The 16,247-nt window shown below is 40.2% G+C and carries 17 protein-coding genes; 11 read left to right on the forward strand and 6 right to left on the reverse strand.

Going from position 1 to position 16,247, the window contains the following annotated elements; genetic code table 11:
* Window positions 1–33 precede the first annotated feature (33 nt).
* Complete coding sequence (locus EWU23_RS06715; RefSeq protein WP_166230098.1) at window positions 34–678, forward strand: sterol desaturase family protein; 645 nt, start codon at window positions 34–36, stop codon at window positions 676–678.
* On the opposite strand, the gene folK is transcribed toward EWU23_RS06715, so the two are convergent.
* Complete coding sequence (folK, locus tag EWU23_RS06720; protein ID WP_166230100.1) at window positions 673–1,161, reverse strand: 2-amino-4-hydroxy-6-hydroxymethyldihydropteridine diphosphokinase; 489 nt, start codon at window positions 1,159–1,161, stop codon at window positions 673–675. The two genes, EWU23_RS06715 and folK, sit on opposite strands and share 6 nt — an antisense overlap.
* 40 nt (window positions 1,162–1,201) lie before the next feature.
* Between folK and EWU23_RS06725 the strand changes: the two genes are divergently transcribed.
* The gene (locus EWU23_RS06725; RefSeq protein ID WP_166230102.1) at window positions 1,202–1,771 is read left to right on the forward strand and encodes a YqgE/AlgH family protein; all 570 of its coding nucleotides are present in this window, start codon (window positions 1,202–1,204) and stop codon (window positions 1,769–1,771) included.
* 16 nt (window positions 1,772–1,787) lie between these two features.
* On the opposite strand, the gene recG is transcribed toward EWU23_RS06725, so the two are convergent.
* Window positions 1,788–3,881, reverse strand: coding sequence for an ATP-dependent DNA helicase RecG (gene recG, locus EWU23_RS06730; RefSeq protein WP_166230372.1), 2,094 nt, complete (start codon window positions 3,879–3,881; stop codon window positions 1,788–1,790).
* Window positions 3,882–3,950: 69 nt separating this feature from the next.
* On the opposite strand from recG, the gene EWU23_RS06735 reads away from it, so the two are divergent.
* From EWU23_RS06735 to EWU23_RS06755, 5 genes are read left to right on the forward strand one after another with little or no spacing between them, the layout of a single operon-like run.
* On the forward strand, window positions 3,951–4,685 hold the full coding sequence (locus EWU23_RS06735) for a gliding motility-associated C-terminal domain-containing protein (protein WP_166230104.1): 735 nt from the start codon (window positions 3,951–3,953) through the stop codon (window positions 4,683–4,685).
* Window positions 4,686–4,688: 3 nt separating this feature from the next.
* Entirely contained in the window at window positions 4,689–5,201 is a 513-nt protein-coding gene (locus EWU23_RS06740) for an NADH-quinone oxidoreductase subunit B (RefSeq protein WP_166230106.1), read from the forward strand.
* 10 nt (window positions 5,202–5,211) lie between these two features.
* A complete protein-coding gene (locus EWU23_RS06745; protein ID WP_166230108.1) occupies window positions 5,212–5,703 on the forward strand; it encodes an NADH-quinone oxidoreductase subunit C in 492 nt (163 codons plus the stop codon).
* A gap of 4 nt (window positions 5,704–5,707) precedes the next feature.
* Window positions 5,708–6,583 (forward strand): glycosyltransferase family protein, encoded by an 876-nt coding sequence (locus EWU23_RS06750; RefSeq protein WP_166230110.1) that lies wholly within the window; start codon window positions 5,708–5,710, stop codon window positions 6,581–6,583.
* On the forward strand, window positions 6,583–7,479 hold the full coding sequence (locus tag EWU23_RS06755; RefSeq protein ID WP_166230112.1) for a glycosyltransferase family 2 protein: 897 nt from the start codon (window positions 6,583–6,585) through the stop codon (window positions 7,477–7,479). Before EWU23_RS06750 ends, EWU23_RS06755 begins: the two co-directional genes overlap by 1 nt.
* On the opposite strand, the gene EWU23_RS06760 is transcribed toward EWU23_RS06755, so the two are convergent.
* Window positions 7,473–8,414, reverse strand: a complete 942-nt coding sequence (locus EWU23_RS06760) for a glycosyltransferase (protein ID WP_166230114.1) — start codon at window positions 8,412–8,414, stop codon at window positions 7,473–7,475. The genes EWU23_RS06755 and EWU23_RS06760 overlap by 7 nt on opposite strands.
* A gap of 70 nt (window positions 8,415–8,484) precedes the next feature.
* Here EWU23_RS06760 and EWU23_RS06765 point away from each other — a divergent pair, with 70 nt between their 5' ends.
* Complete coding sequence (locus EWU23_RS06765; protein WP_166230116.1) at window positions 8,485–10,314, forward strand: ABC transporter ATP-binding protein; 1,830 nt, start codon at window positions 8,485–8,487, stop codon at window positions 10,312–10,314.
* A gap of 108 nt (window positions 10,315–10,422) precedes the next feature.
* Window positions 10,423–11,625, forward strand: a complete 1,203-nt coding sequence (locus EWU23_RS06770) for a pyridoxal phosphate-dependent aminotransferase (RefSeq protein WP_166230118.1) — start codon at window positions 10,423–10,425, stop codon at window positions 11,623–11,625.
* An 81-nt stretch (window positions 11,626–11,706) separates the two neighbouring features.
* Here EWU23_RS06770 and nhaA read toward each other — a convergent pair whose 3' ends face one another.
* Genes nhaA through EWU23_RS06785 form a run of 3 tightly spaced genes read right to left on the reverse strand, consistent with a single transcriptional unit; the run spans window position 11,707 to window position 14,815 of the window.
* On the reverse strand, window positions 11,707–12,843 hold the full coding sequence (gene nhaA, locus EWU23_RS06775; RefSeq protein WP_166230120.1) for a Na+/H+ antiporter NhaA: 1,137 nt from the start codon (window positions 12,841–12,843) through the stop codon (window positions 11,707–11,709).
* Between the two features lie 26 nt (window positions 12,844–12,869).
* Window positions 12,870–13,580, reverse strand: coding sequence for a phosphatase PAP2 family protein (locus tag EWU23_RS06780; RefSeq protein WP_166230122.1), 711 nt, complete (start codon window positions 13,578–13,580; stop codon window positions 12,870–12,872).
* On the reverse strand, window positions 13,580–14,815 hold the full coding sequence (locus tag EWU23_RS06785) for a peroxiredoxin family protein (RefSeq protein WP_166230124.1): 1,236 nt from the start codon (window positions 14,813–14,815) through the stop codon (window positions 13,580–13,582). Before EWU23_RS06785 ends, EWU23_RS06780 begins: the two co-directional genes overlap by 1 nt.
* Before the next feature lie 124 nt (window positions 14,816–14,939).
* Here EWU23_RS06785 and rsmH point away from each other — a divergent pair, with 124 nt between their 5' ends.
* Window positions 14,940–15,854 carry a 16S rRNA (cytosine(1402)-N(4))-methyltransferase RsmH gene (gene rsmH / locus EWU23_RS06790; RefSeq protein WP_166230126.1) on the forward strand — a complete coding sequence of 305 codons (915 nt, stop codon included), beginning with the start codon at window positions 14,940–14,942 and terminating at the stop codon, window positions 15,852–15,854.
* A 1-nt stretch (window position 15,855) separates the two neighbouring features.
* Window positions 15,856–16,245: an FtsL-like putative cell division protein gene (locus EWU23_RS06795; RefSeq protein ID WP_166230128.1), complete on the forward strand. Its 390-nt coding sequence runs from the start codon at window positions 15,856–15,858 to the stop codon at window positions 16,243–16,245.
* Window positions 16,246–16,247 lie beyond the last annotated feature (2 nt).

The raw sequence follows: 16,247 nt of genomic DNA on the forward strand, positions 1-16,247 counted from the left end.
TTCAGTTCCGATTTTTTTCTGAAAATTCGAGATATGGAAAAACAACACATACGTCCGAAGCATTCGGGTTCAAAGCAGTTATTTGAAAATCCATTATTGGAGAAATTGTCAAGAACGCATATCGCTATTCCTGTTAGTTTATTTTTTCTTACAGGGATGGTGCTTTTATACTTTGCATTCACGTATGCTGTATTGGATAACGTGGTTATTTTAAGCCTGTTTTTAGTGGGTTTTTTTGGATTTACCTTCATTGAATACTGGGTTCATCGTAGTATTTACCACATTGAACCAACGACTGAAGCTAGGTCTAAATTTCAGTACATCGCCCATGGGGTTCATCATGAATATCCCAAAGATAAGACTCGCTTGGCTATGCCCCCGGTGATTGCAGTTTTGGTGGTTGGTTTGCTTTTTTCCATTTCATATTTTGCCCTAAACAATTATGCTTTTGCGTTCTTTCCAGGGTTCATCTGGGGATACGCCTCCTATTTATTGGTGCATTATTGTGTTCACGCCTATCCTCCACCCAAAAATTTTATGAAAATGCTTTGGGTAAACCATGCCGTTCATCACTATAAAGACGGAAACTCGGTATTTGGTGTTTCTTCTCCTATTTGGGACTATGTTTTTGGTACCATGGATACCATGGATAAGAATAAGGTTCAGGAAAATTTATAATTCCAATTTCTTTACTTCGGAACTATCAGGACAAGCCAACAAAAGCGTGTGGATATCTTTTTGTAGGATGGGGTGTGTCAAATTGGGGGCAATTTCAGTTAATGGGATTAACACAAATTTTCGCTGAGGTAAAAAGGGGTGAGGAATTTGCAAATTGCTTTCTTGGATGACCTGATGGCCATAAAATAGGATGTCCAAATCAATGATTCTAGCTTCCCATTGTTGTTTTCTTACACGGCCTAATTCGGATTCAATAAGTAATAGTTGAGCGATTAATTCTTGCGGATTAAGTTCAGTGCTTAATTTAAGCACTTGGTTTAGGAAGTCAGCTTGATGCGTATTGCCCCAAGCTTTTGTTTGATAAATAGAAGAAAAATGAAGTATAGGCCCTATTTTTTTTTCAAGAATTGGATAGACATTTTTAAAAATTTCGAGGGTATTTCCTAGATTGCCTCCTAAAGAGAGGTAAATGTTGGTGGCCATGGTCAATTTCATTTCTAACAAACTTACAAATTTCTTTTTTATGCCTAAGAAAAATGCTCCTTTGGAATTAAAACCAGGTATGTTATTGGTTTCAGAACCATTTTTGGAGGACCCCTCTTTTCATCGTTCCGTGGTATTATTGTGTGAACATTCTTCCTCGCATTCCTTTGGATTGGTGTTAAATCAAAGGCAAGAAATAGTGTTGGATTCGTATATGGATGAAAAGGTCATGGAAGATGTGCCGCTTTATTCAGGCGGGCCAGTAGATCCTACCATCATGCAGTTTGTTCATCGAAGGCCAGATTTAATTCCTGATGGGATTGAGATTGGACATGGGATTTTTTGGTCTGGAGATTTTGAACGGGCTATAGAATTGGTGGTAGGAGGAGAAATAGGTTTTGAAGAAATCAAATTTTTCATTGGTTATTCAGGTTGGGGTGCAGGACAGTTAGAAAGAGAAGTGAAATCCAATGCATGGATGTTGCATCCTGCCAAAGCGGAATATGTTTTTGATGAGCCCACCTTGAATTTATGGAGGAAAGTCTTGTTTGATAAAGGAGGGGATTATCGCGTATTGTCGACCTATCCTGATGATCCTAATCTCAACTAATGTAGGTATGCCAGGGCTAACTGATTTTAGCCCAGTTCGTCGTGTCTTTACGCTGATGCGCTACTTGTTCGCGAATCATTTGGTGATTTGGCTGTGTCAATTGAGGATCTTCATCCAATATTTTTTGTGCCGTTTCTCTCGCCACTTTTAAAATTTCTCCATCTTTGGCTAGATCAGCAATCATGAGGTCTATCGCTCCACTTTGACGCGTACCTCCTAAATCTCCAGGGCCTCTTAGTTGTAAGTCCACTTCCGCAATCTCAAAACCATTGTTGGTTCTTACCATGGTTTCTATCCTTTTTTTGGTATCTACACTCAATTTATAACCAGTCATCAAAATGCAATAACTCTGTTCCGCTCCTCGCCCAACTCGACCTCTGAGCTGATGAAGCTGCGCTAAACCAAATCTTTCGGCACTTTCGATGATCATGATGCTGGCGTTGGGGACATTGACGCCTACCTCGATAACGGTGGTTGCCACCATGATTTTGGTTTCATTTTTGACAAATCGGGCCATCTCAAAATCTTTATCGGCCGACTTCATTTTACCATGTAAAATTCCCAATGGCACTTCGGGAAAGGCTCTGGATATACTTTCAAAGCCATCCATCAAATCTTTGAAATCCATTTTTTCGGATTCTTCAATCAGCGGGTAGACAATATAAACCTGACGTCCTTTGTTCAACTCATGTTGAATAAATCCAAACACTTGTAAGCGATGGCTATCATAGCGATGAATAGTTTGAATCGCTTTTCTACCTGCTGGCATTTCATCGATGATGGAAATGTCTAAATCGCCATATAGTGTCATGGCCAAGGTACGCGGAATAGGTGTGGCTGTCATTACCATGACATGCGGGTGAGTTTGTTTGTTTTTATCCCACAATTTGGCTCTTTGTGCTACCCCAAAACGGTGTTGCTCATCGATGATGCACAATCCTAAATTGTGAAATTGAACTACATCCTCAAAAATAGCATGGGTTCCCACCAAAATTTGCAACTTCCCTGAAGCTAAATCTTCATGCAATATTTGTCGGTCTTTCTTTTTCGTAGAGCCGGTTAATTTGGCAATGTGAATATCCAATAAATCAGCAAATTTCTTTAATCCTTGATAATGCTGGTCAGCCAAAATTTCAGTTGGAGCCATGAGGCAGGCTTGGGCCCCATTATCGATAGCCAAGAGCATGGCAATAAAGGCCACAATGGTTTTGCCTGATCCTACATCACCTTGAAGTAGTCGGTTCATTTGCTGGCCCGATTTCATATCCTGAAAAATTTCCCGAATCACTTTTTTCTGCGCATTGGTTAATTCAAAAGGCATGTGATTTTGGTAGAAATTGGTTAACAAGGCAGCCGAAGAAAAGACTTGACCAGGGAAGGCTGTTTTTCTGACTAAATTTTGCTTGATTAATCGGAGTTGATTATAGAAAAGCTCTTCAAATTTCAAACGTCTTTTAGCTTGATGTAACCAAGTCTCGGATTGGGGTAAATGAATATGGTATAGGGCTTCTTGTTTGGAAATGAGTTTAAATTGCTGGATAATTTCTGTCGAAAGAGTTTCTCGAATGTAAGGGAAAGCAACTTGCAAGACATTTTTTTGCAGTTGAGCAATCACTTTACTGTCGATGTATTTTTTTCTTAATTTTTCTGTTAGCGAATATACAGGATGGAAATAGGTGTCATTCTGGGCTTTGCCCTTATATACTTCCATTTCTGGATGAGTAATTTGCATTTGCCCATTAAAGCTAGTGGGCTTGCCATAAAATAAATAATCCACCCCGGGCGTTAAGGTTTTTTCAAGCCATTTAATGCCTTGAAACCAGACGAGTTCCATGCAGCCAGATTCATCGCAACATTGAGCTACAAGTCTTTGTTTGGGTCCTTGACCGATTTTTTCTTTGTAACGAATGCGCCCCACAAATTGGGCATGCTCCAATTGTTCCGTAATTTGATCAATCGGATAAATGGCCGTTCTGTCTTCGTAACGAAAGGGAAAGTACTGAATTAAGTCGCCATAAGTAAAAAGACCTAATTCTGTTTGAAGCAGGCTAAGCCTCGCGGGAGTAATACCACGTAACAAGGCTAAATTTGTTTCAAAAAAATGGGTCATGGGCATTCCATAAAAATTTTGTGAATTTAGGTATATTTACAAAACCTTAGGGAGAATTTTTTAAGCTTTATGTTTTTAACAAACACTTTATTAATTTCTAGATTAAATTACCCTTCTTTAACTCGCGTAAAGCACGTATTGTTGCTTATCTTTTTACTAGGGACTTATATCCCTTCATGGGCTCAATGTCCAGTGTGGGTAGCTACGGAAAAGAAAGTAGTGGTTTTTTCTCCCAATCGTTTGAAAGGCGAACCTTATCCTGATCCAATTCCTATTCCGGTCAATGGGGCTCAGAATGCGGATATAAAGTGGACCTGGACTTTGGCTGGAACAAATCGTGGACAAGAAATAGGTATTACAGATACTACTAGACTGAATACGACATTTGACATTCAGAAAATTATTCAGAGTCATCAAGATTTAGAAGGGACTAGTTTTACCTTAACGTATTTTATTACGGGGGTAGGGAAAGATGTGACGACAGGTTTATCTTGTCAGAGTTTTGCCACCATTGATGTCGTTGTTTTAGTTAAAATACATCCCTACAATGCCATTACACCTAATTCGGATGATACGAACGATGAATGGTTTATTGATTATCTATACAATTATCCAGATGCCAACATTGTGATTTTTGACCGATGGGGTCAGCCTGTGTTTGAAAGTACGGGTTATCAATATGAAGAAAAGCCCTTTAAAGGGAAATTTAATGGGAAGGATTTACCCTCTGGAACTTATATGTACCGTATAACACCTAGTGAGGATTATGGTACAGTTTATGGGAATTTGACCATTGTAAGATAATTTATGAAAAGCTTATTAGACCAACAGTTTCAATCAGAAGGATTTGTCATTAGCCAAGTCGAGGATTTGCTCAACTGGGCCAGAGCCAGTTCCTTGTGGCCCATGAGCTTTGGTTTAGCCTGTTGTGCCATTGAAATGATGCAAGCATTTGCTTCGGGATACGATTTAGATCGATTTGGTGTTTTCCCCCGCCCTTCCCCTCGCCAATCTGATGTGATGATTGTGGCAGGTACAGTGACTTTCAAAATGGCCGATCGTATTCGTCGTTTGTATGAGCAAATGCCTGAGCCAAGGTATGTGATTTCTATGGGTTCTTGTTCTAACTGTGGTGGACCATATTGGGACCATGGATATCATGTGGTGAAAGGAGTGGATCGAATCATCCCAGTGGATGTCTACGTGCCAGGCTGTCCGCCTAGGCCAGAAGCCTTATTAGGAGGCATCATTAAATTGCAAGAGAAAATTCAACAAGAAAGTTTGGTTGTTCCTGCCCGTATTTTGGAAGCCATATCATAAAAAGACTCGCATGAATGCTGTGCTACAGATCAAAGAATTGATAGAACAAAGTTTGGGGAAAAGCCTGAACTTCGATGAAGCGAATAGTCGGGTTACTTTGGAGGTAGATGATTTGGTTTCCGTGTGTGATTTACTTTGGCGGAGTCCTGAAGCGTACTTTGATTCACTTTCTTGTTTAACAGCCATCGATAATGGTCCCTCAACAGGTGATTTGGAATTGATATATACGCTGTATTCTATACCCAATCATGTGACATTTCATATACGAGTGGTGGTACCAAGGACTCTTCCAGATGGGGCTTTACCAGAAGTTCCTACGGTTTCTCATATTTGGAAAACTGCCGATTGGCATGAAAGAGAGGCCTTTGATTTGGTAGGTGTAAAATTTACAGGCCATCCAGATTTAAGGAGAATATTGCTTCCTGAGGATTGGAAAGGGCACCCTTTGAGAAAGGATTATGAAGAACCTGATACCTACCACGGTATTCAAGTAAAATATTAGTCGAATGAAAATAGCAGGCTTTACCTTCATTCGAAATGCCATCAAAAATGATTATGCTATCGTGGAGGCCATTACCTCTATTCTGCCCATTTGTGATGAATTTGTGGTAGCTGTTGGCAAATCCGAAGATGATACCTTGGCTTTAATTCAGGCTATTCCTTCTAGCAAAATTAAAATTGTGGAAACGGTTTGGGATGATACGCAGCGTGAAGGTGGGCGTACCTTTGCTTTAGAAACAGATAAGGCCTATGCGGCTATTTCCCCCGATACGGATTGGGCATTTTATATTCAAGGGGATGAGTGTGTGCATGAAATGGATTTGCCCATCATTCAACAGTCCATGGAACAGTATCTACAAGATCCAGCCGTAGAAGGATTATTATTCAATTACCGCCATTTTTATGGGTCTTATCACCACGTAGCGGTGTCGCGGCGATGGTATCGTAGGGAAATTAGGGTAGTGAAATATCACCCTGATGTACATTCGTACAAAGATGCACAAGGATTTAGAAAAGCGGGTAAAAAGATACAAGTGAAGCATATACCAGCTCATATTTTCCACTATGGATGGGTAAAACCTCCCCAAGGTTTAAATAATAAGGTGAGGAATTTTACGCAGTTTTACCATGATGACGCTTGGTTGGAGGTAAATGTTCCTTTAGACTATCAATTTGATTATGGGAATGCAGAGCGTTTGACGCGTTTTGAAGGCACACATCCTCAGGTGATGCAAGCCCGAGTAGCTCAGCAAAATTGGCCTTTTCATGTGGATCCTAAAGAATTGAGAAAACGCATGAGCCTAAGAAGAAAGGTATTGCAGCAAATTGAAGATTGGACAGGCAGGCGGATTGGTGAGTACAAAAACTACCGAATAATCTAATGATGGAAGAGAAAATTTCCTATTTTCCGCAGCAGGCTTCGGAGACCAAACCATTTTTTTCTATCCTGATACCGACTTGGAATAATTTGGCATTTCTTCAGAACTGTATTCGAAGTATTCGCCAGCATTCTACTACTTCTTATCAATTGGTGGTACATCTCAATGAAGGTGCAGATGGGTCCCTAGAATGGATAAAAGAGCAAGGGGATATTGCTTATTCACATAGTGAAGAAAATGTGGGGGTATGTTATGCCATGAACGCCATGCGGAAATTGGCTACTGCAGATTATTTGTTGTATCTCAATGACGATATGTATGTCTTACCCAATTGGGATGGGATATTACAGGAGGAAGTGATGGCGTGTCCTGATCATAATTTCTTTATTTCTGCCACCATGATAGAGCCTAGGGCTCAGAGTAATTGCTCGATTGAACAGGCCTATGGCAATAATCTGGAAAATTTTGAGGAGGAGAGGCTTTTGAAAGAATGGCACACTTGGGAGAAAAAAGATTGGCAGGGTAGTACTTGGCCGCCCAATGTGGTGCACAAAAATGTATGGGATCAGGTAGGAGGTTATAGTGTTGAATTTTCACCTGGGATGTATTCAGACCCCGATTTTTCCATGAAATTATGGCAAGCAGGTGTGCGATTATTCAAGGGAGTAGCACGAAGCCGTGTGTATCATTTTGGTTCTATTTCTGTTAAGCGGGTCAAGCAAAATAAAGGCTATTATCAATTTATTCGAACCTGGGGAATGAGCTCCGGGACTTTCTCCAAATACTACTTACAAAGAGGAAAGCCATTTAATGGGCCGCTTCAAAAACGATACATTCCGTTTTGGGTACATCTCAAAAATTGGTATTATCAATTCAGCCTACGTTTCAAGGCTCAATAAATACTAAAAAGTAGTTTAAATGGATACAACCATTTTGCTAAAGCCCCTTTTTTCTTATAAGCAAGCATCAAATCACGGTATTTCAGGACTAGGCAAGTTCTTCTGATGCGAGGAATGAGATCAGAGGAGCAAAAATCCTGGGCCACTTGCCTTAGTATTTGTTTTTCCAAGGCTTTTTCTGCTGGGCAAAATTCAGCCAAGAGTCGAACGCGCTGCTGTATACGTTGGTCGCGCTGTTTTCTTGTTGCATATTGCTTAGGGGCTTTTTTTAAGTTGGCACCTATGGCGTTTTGATCATGTTGACGGTAATGCACCAGGGTTTCAGGTAAGTAATTAATACCTTGAAAGCAAGTAGCTAAAAAGCCAATATAATAGTCGTGTGAAACAAAATGAGGAAAAGGAAAAGCACGGGTCAATATAGATTTTTGGAACAACATGCTATGACCAGGAGCCCAGGCACCAAAAGTATACATCAGTGGTGAAGTGTATGGGATCTGATTTTTTAGGTCAGACATTTTTTGAGGAAGGGCATTTCCTGCCTCGTCAATGAGTTGAGAATCAGCATAAATCATCGAATAAGGTCCAATAGCTTGATAAAGCCGACTTAATTTTTGTTTTTCCCAAAGATCATCTTGGTCGGATAGAGCAATCCATTCCCCTTGGGCCAATTGCATAGCTTTTTCAAAACTTCTTACATAACCTAGGTTTTCCTCATTTTGGAAGATTTTAATTCGCTCATCTTGATGGGCCATGTCTTGAAGAATAGCCCAAGTAGTATCGGTGGAGGCATCGTCCAAATAGATGAATTCTAGATGAGGATAATCTTGGTTTAAGTGATTTTGAATCTGTTCTACCACAAATTTCTCACCCCGGTAACAAGCCATGACGATGGAAATCAAGGGGAACTTCTTGTTGTTATTCTGTTTGGAGGGCATTGAAAGGGTATGAATTCTGATAAGTTTAAGAAATTGTAGTAATTTGGCCTAAATTTAAGAAAGATTCTCATTGAAAACCTATCTCCGACTACTTAGCTATGCCGTTTCCATTCGGAAGTATATATTTCCTTATTTTGGATTTTCATTTTTGGCGAGCTTATTCGGAATCTTAAATTTCACTTTGTTGATTCCGCTTTTGAATGTCCTATTTAATCAGGCAGCGAATACCAACATAGCTTTATATCGAAATTTACCTGAATTTACCTTTTCTCCCAATTATTTCTCCTTTGCTTTTAATCATTACTTCTACGGTGCTTTAGAGCAATATGGAAGAATTGGAGCCTTGCAGTATGCTTGTGGGGCAATTATGGTTTCCGTGATTTTGTCCAATATCTTTCGTTATTTTTCTCAGCGGGTGTTAAAAACGGTGGAGGCGGATACGATTGCCTCTTTGCGACAAGCGGTATTTGCACAAGCCATTCGTTTGGATTTGAGTTATTTCAGTGAAAGGAAGAAGGGCAACTTGATGTCGCGCTTAACTACAGATGTACAGGAAGTGGAAAATAGTATTGGTCGGGCTTTTACCGCCACTTTCAAAGAGATCTTTTCTTTGGTCTTATTTTTTGTCTTTTTGGCTAGTATGTCCGGCAAATTGACCTTGTTTTCCCTTATGATACTACCACTTTCTGGAGGAGTTATCGCCACCATTACCCGGAGATTACGAAGAGCAGCAGGAGAAGTGCAACAGCATTTAAGTGGTTTAATTAGCTTATTGGATGAGACTTTTGGGGCCATGCGCGTGGTGAAGGCCTTTCGGGCAGAGCCTATGATGGATCAACGTTTTCAGCAAGAAAATGGAAAATACCGCCATTCATTGTTGAAGATGGTATTCCGACAAGAATTGACTTCCCCTGTATCGGAAAGTTTGGGAGTTTTAGTGGTTACGGGAATTTTGTTGTACGGAGGTACATTGGTGATTTCGGGTGAAGGAGAATTAAGTGCGTCTACCTTCATTGCCTTTATTGCTACTTTTTCCCAGGTAATGCGGCCAGCCAAGGCGATTGCCGATGCATTCAGCGGTATTCAACGAGGAGTGGCTAGTGCGGACCGTATTATTGAAATTTTAGATACTCAACCCAGTATTGTGGCCGAAGAGCCAATTATTGCTAAGAAAAAATTGGTTCATCGCATCGTTTTTGACCAGGTGAATTTTGCCTACCAGAAGGATAAGCTCGTCTTGGATCAGGTCAGTTTTGAGATTCCTAAAGGGAAGACCATCGCTTTAGTTGGGCCATCAGGAGGCGGTAAATCTACTTTAGCAGATTTGTTGCCCCGTTTTTATGATCCAAGTGCCGGGCAAATTTTGATTGATGATGTGCCGATTAAGCAGGTACCCTTAGAAGATTTGCGCTCCTTGATGGGCATTGTTACTCAAGAGTCTGTTTTGTTCAATGATACCATATTTAATAACATTGCCTTTGGGGCAGAAGCTAGTCAGGAGGAAGTAGAAGAAGCTGCTAAAATTGCCAATGCACACGATTTTATCATAGCCAATCCCGAAGGCTATCAGGCTTATATTGGGGATCGAGGTTCGAAATTGTCGGGAGGTCAGCGCCAGCGAATTTCCATTGCTAGAGCGGTATTGAAAAACCCGCCTATTTTGATTTTGGATGAGGCGACCAGTGCTTTAGATAATGAATCAGAGAAATTGGTTCAGGCAGCTTTAACGAACCTGATGAAGAATAGAACCGTACTAGTAATTGCCCATCGATTGAGTACCATTCAGCATGCGGATCAAATATTGGTGGTACAAAAAGGAAGGATTATGGAAAGAGGAACACATGATGAATTAATGCGTGATCCCAAGGGACTTTATGCTAAATTAAGTCATTCTAAATAATCAGACCATTTGAAAGAATCACAAATCGATTTATCAAGAAATGATTAGTTATTCCATTTAGAAAAGGGTAATTTTGCGTTCGAATTGTAAAATTAGCTTTGATTATTTATGTCATCATCATTATTAGCACAACGAATTCAAGCTTTAGAAGAGTCTTCCACGTTGGGAATGACTAAAAAAGCACGTGAATTAGCCGCCCAAGGTCATAAAGTTATAAGTTTATCCGTTGGAGAGCCAGATTTTAAAACTCCAGCTCACATCTGTGAAGCAGCCAAGAAGGCCATTGATGATGGTTTTCACGGATATTCTCCGGTAGCAGGTTATCCAGATTTACGTATGGCTATTGCCAACAAATTGAAACGTGATAATGGATTAGAGTGGGCTTCTGAAAACATTGTTGTTTCCACGGGAGCCAAGCATTCTTTGGCCAATGCCATTGCCGCATTAATTGATCCAGGTGATGAGGTAATTATTTTCTCACCTTATTGGGTTTCTTATTCTGAGATGGTGAAACTAGCCGAAGGTACGTCTGTGATTGTTCAAGGTTCTTTTGAAAATAATTTCAAAGTAACGGCAGAGCAATTTGAAGCGGCCATCACACCTAAGACTAAAATGGTGATGTTTGCTTCACCAAATAATCCTACGGGATCTGTTTATACAGAATCTGAATTACGTGATATCGCCAATGTGGTAGCTCGTCATGAGCGCATCTTTGTATTGGCAGATGAAATATATGAGTACATCAACTTTACTCAAGGAGGCCATTTTTCTATCGGTTCTATTCCTGAAATTAAAGACCGTGTTATCACAGTGAATGGGGTTGCCAAAGGTCATGCCATGACTGGATGGAGAATTGGATTCATTGCTGCGGCAAAATGGATTGCCGATGGTGTGGAGAAATTACAAGGTCAAGTCACTTCTGGTACTAACTCCATTGCTCAAAAAGCCGCTGTAGCTGCTTTTAATGGAACACTAGATCATGCATATGAAATGAAGGCCGCTTACGACCGTCGCCGTAAATTGGTCGTGGGTAAATTACGTGAGATTGAAGGATTTAAAGTGAACATGCCAGATGGTGCATTTTATGCCTTTCCTGATATCTCTTATTTCTTTGGTAAGTCAGATGGAAAAACCACGATTAATGATTCCGATGATTTCTGTAACTGGTTATTGCAAGAGGCTTTTGTAGCCACAGTAGCTGGTTCGGGTTTTGGAGCACCAAATTGTATGCGTATTTCTACGGCTGCCGCTGATGAGCAATTAGAAGAAGCTTGTGAGCGTATTAAAAATGCCGTAGCTAAATTGAAATAAGACTATTTCATTATAAAGAAAAAGGTTAGCTATGCAGCTAACCTTTTTTTATGCCCTTTGGAAATTACCATAAATGCTTGATTATTTCTGTTTCAACGTTTGGCTCAACATACTAAATCCGATAATGGCAGAAACCAAGGACGCTAATAAAATACTGAACTTGGAAACATCTATGATGGACTCTTGATTAAACGATAAGTTGGTGATGAATATGGACATGGTAAATCCAATTCCACCCAAAAAACCTACACCCACAATGGATGCCCAGGATAAATCTTTAGGTAATTTGCTGATTCCTAAGCTGGAAGCAATAAAGCAAAAAAGGAATATACCAATGGGTTTACCAAGGCCCAAGCCTGTGAAAATGCCCAAACTGTAGGTTTCTAGTAATTTACTGGTGGTGTCGGTATTTAAAAATATAGCGGTATTGGCTAAAGCAAAGATGGGTAAAATCCCCAAACTCACAGGCTTATGCAAAAAGTGCTGAATTTTAGTGGAGATAGATTGATGGTCACCCTTGTCAAATGGAATAGCAAAGGCCAATAGAACTCCGGTGATGGTTGGATGAACGCCCGATTGACCCATGAAGTACCACATGGCGACTCCACCTATTACATACAAAGGAATGGAACGAACTTTGGCGAAATTTAATCCACCCAATAGAGCGAATGTGCCCAATGATAGCAATAAATTGATCCAATCTAATCCGCTGGAATAAAAGGTCCCAATGATAACAATGGCCCCAAGGTCGTCGATAACCGCCAAAGCCGTTAAAAATACCTTGAGCGATAAGGGGACTTTATTTCCCAAAAGGGATAGGATTCCTAAGGCAAAGGCGATATCGGTGGACATCGGAATGGCACTTCCAGAAATGGTGTCCGTACCATAATTGAAAAAGGTATAGATCATGACGGGGACAATCATCCCTCCCAAAGCCCCAATGATAGGAAAGGAGGCCTCTTTGATTTTGGATAATTCCCCGATGTAGATTTCTCTTTCCAATTCTAAGCCCACCAATAGGAAAAAGATGGTCATCAGTCCATCATTAATCCAATGCTCTATGGCATGACCCAATATTTCTGTTTTCCAAAGATGGTGGTAAGCATTTCCCCATTCGGAGTTGGTGATGTAGAGAGAAAATAGTGTACAAAAAATCAAGATAATGCCACTTGATTTTTCGCTTTCAAAAAACTCTTTAAATAGTTTACTAACCTTCATAAGATGGGCTAATGAGTGAATGGAATTTAGAAATGGTAGCTGAAGCTGGCTGCATAATAATTGGGGGCTACTCTCGGCTCCCACTGAAAGGCTTGGGATGAAGAAAAATGCTCTTTCAATTTGGGATAAATACAATAGGCTAATTCTGCCGAAGCAATGCCAATACCTGCACCTACCAAGACATCACTTAACCAATGTTCATGATTTGCTAATCGAAGATAGCCCGTGCCGGCTGCCAAAGTATAACCTGTGATGGCCAACCATGGATACTCTTTGCCGAGCTCTTTTGCTAAAACAGTAGCACCGAAAAAAGCGGTAGCTGTATGGCCAGAAGGGAAAGAATGTTCCGCCCCATTGGGACGAACCTCATGGATGATTCGTTTTAATCCTTGGGTACTGATGACATAAATACCTGTTCCTAAGAGGAATAAACCCAGCTGCTCCTTGCCTTTGTGTAGGGCATTAGCCCCTAAGAGCCTGGCCCCGATCTGTATTAGGGTTGGGCTGTATTGCAAGAAATCATCCGCTGAACTTTGAAAGGTAGCATAGTTTTCTTGATGCCAAGTCACCTGTTTATCGTGAGCACTTTGGTTATAAAGCGCTAAACCACCCAAGGTTAAACTCAGAGGAGCTATCCAGGGCTTCAGTTTACTGCTTTTCTTTTCTTGTCCGAAACTTACTTGTTCCACCCCAAGGAAAAAGAAGCAAATTAGAAGCAAATATTTGAGAGATGACATTATTTCTCTGCTATTAAGTTTAGGATGGTTTTTTCAAATTCTTGAACCCAATCCGAATAATATAATCCCGTTCCTGGTCCTGAGAAGCCCGTATGTATTTCTCGAACTTTCCCTTTTTTATCAATAATAAAAGTAGTAGGATAACCATTAAATTTATTTAACATAGGAAAAACCCGAGCAATGGTTTCATCCTCCGGGACTCCTCCAAAAACAATTGGATACTCAATGCCAATTTTCTTTTTAAAATTTTCAATTTTAGGTCCTGAAACCGCCATATCTGGGGAATATTCAAAAGAAACGCCAATTACTTCGACTCCTTTGGCTTTGTTTTTGGCATAAAATGGAGCTAAAAACCGAGCTTCATCAATACAATTAGGGCACCATGAGCCCATGATTTCCACAATGACCACCTTATTCTTGAAACGTTCATCTTGCAAGCTGATGCTTTCCCCCTTGGGCGTCGGTAAATTGAAATTTAAACGCTCGAAACCAGGTTTTAAAAAGGTTAATTTTTTTAAGTCAGGTAAGCTAGCTTTTGGGTCTAAATTTCCTTTGAACTCTTTTTTGGTGGCAAAACCTGAGAATAAGGTTCCTTTGATTTCTTTTCCACTGACTTTTGTTTTGAAAAGTAAGACAAAGCTGCCATCAAAATAGCTCACCAGCAGGCTGTCTCCAGAAACATTTCCTTGTAAAAAACGATAATCGCCTGAAGTCTGTAAGATGGAACCAGTAACCTTGTTTCCTACTTGTTTGAATACCCCCACGCTTGGTGTATGTTTATCATCGACAGAAATATCCACATTCCAGGTGCCACTGACATTGACTGTAGGGGCTTTTAATGGAGTAAATCTTTCCTTAGAGCCGTATTTAGCTGAAAAGGGAAGCTGATTAACGAATTTCCCATTTCTTTTCTTAATCCAGTAACCCGACATCTTTTGTGAACTTTCCAAATGTGCCACAATTTCAGAATCATATAGATCAAAGGGTATCACTAAGGAATCTCCTCGAAAATAGGATTCACCTAAGTGAAAATTTTCCGAGCCATTGATGACCTTAATTAAAAAGGTATTTTTCTTTTTACCAGGAGCTACACTTAGGTTAAAAGGGAGGCCGCCTCCTTGAGAGCTAAGTTCGGCTCTCCAAGGACCTAATTGTGGTTTTTTATTGGATTGGGCGACTAAATTTTCTATCAAAAAGAAAGTAAGGAAAACTAAAAATAAATATCGTATCGTCATGATGTTGAAATGCTTGTGCGCAAAGATAGGACAAAGCGAGGCGGCTTTAAAAAATTTGCTGACAATTTCGAAAATTGCTGAAATGACCACCGGATAATTTGTAAATTTGTTTTGAATAGACCCTATGATCGAGAACCCTTACCATACCTCCGTTTTATTGCATGAGTGCGTAGATGGATTAGCCATTAAGCCTGATGGCATTTATGTGGATGTAACTTTTGGAGGAGGAGGTCACTCCAGAGCGATATTGGAAAAATTAGGTCCAGATGGTCGCTTATTTGCCTTTGATCAAGACCCTGATGCTTGGCGACAAGCAGAGGAAATCGACGATAATCGACTGGAATTGATTACCGCCAATTTCAGACATATTCAGAAATATTTACGGATTCATGGTATCAAGCAAGTGGATGGAATTATGGCCGACTTTGGGGTGTCATCTTTTCAATTAGATGCCGCAGAACGTGGTTTTTCTACTCGATTTGATGGACCTTTGGATATGCGCATGGGGCCTTCGGCCTCCACCGATGCAGCAGAGATTTTAAATTCCTATTCGGCAGAAAACTTGCAAAAGATTTTTGGCATGTATGGAGAGATTAAAAATGCTCGGACATTAGCCCAAGCAGTTGTTCAAGCAAGGACTCAAAAAGCCCTCAAAACGACATCGGAATTCAAAGAAATATTGGCTAAATTAGCTCCAAGATTTCGCGAGTTTAAGTACTTTGCTCAAGCGTTTCAAGCGGTGCGTATTGAAGTAAATCAAGAATTGGCGGTCATTGAAGAATTTTTAGAACAAGCGGCTAATTTATTGGCTCCTGAAGGAAGATTGGTCGTATTATCTTTTCATTCTTTGGAAGATCGATTGGTTAAAAATTTCATACGAACGGGGGATTGTCAAGGTAAGGAAGATAAGGATATGTTTGGGGTAGTACATAAACCTTTGGAATCGGTCATTCGTAAACCCATCACCGCATCCGAAGAAGAATTAAAAAGAAACCCGCGTTCTAGAAGCGCTAAATTGAGAATCGCAGCTAAACTGTAATATGGCCAAACAAGTTTCTGATACTGAGCAAGCTCCTAAAACTTCCGTTCCAAAAGAAGGGATATTGGATCTTTTGTTCAATATGGACCCCCTGACTGGGGGGGAACTGCCTGTTAAATTGGTGTATCGGATAGCCTTTGTGGCATTTTTGATCTTAGTATATATTTATTATTCCATGTTGGCCGATGGAAAAATTCACCAGATAGCCAAAACCAAAGCAGAATTGGAAGAGATTCGAGCCGATTATACCACACAGAAAGCGGAATTTATGAAGATTGGTAAACAAAGCTATTTGGCCATAGCCATGAAAAAATATGCTTTGGAACTAAGCTTAACGCCGCCTACGAAAGTTGTTTTTGATCAATCTAAAGAAGGGAAAAACAACGACTAGTG

Origin of the sequence: Aquirufa beregesia, from assembly GCF_011090385.1 — a bacterium.
In the GTDB taxonomy this organism is placed as follows: Bacteria; Bacteroidota; Bacteroidia; order Cytophagales; family Spirosomataceae; genus Aquirufa; species Aquirufa beregesia.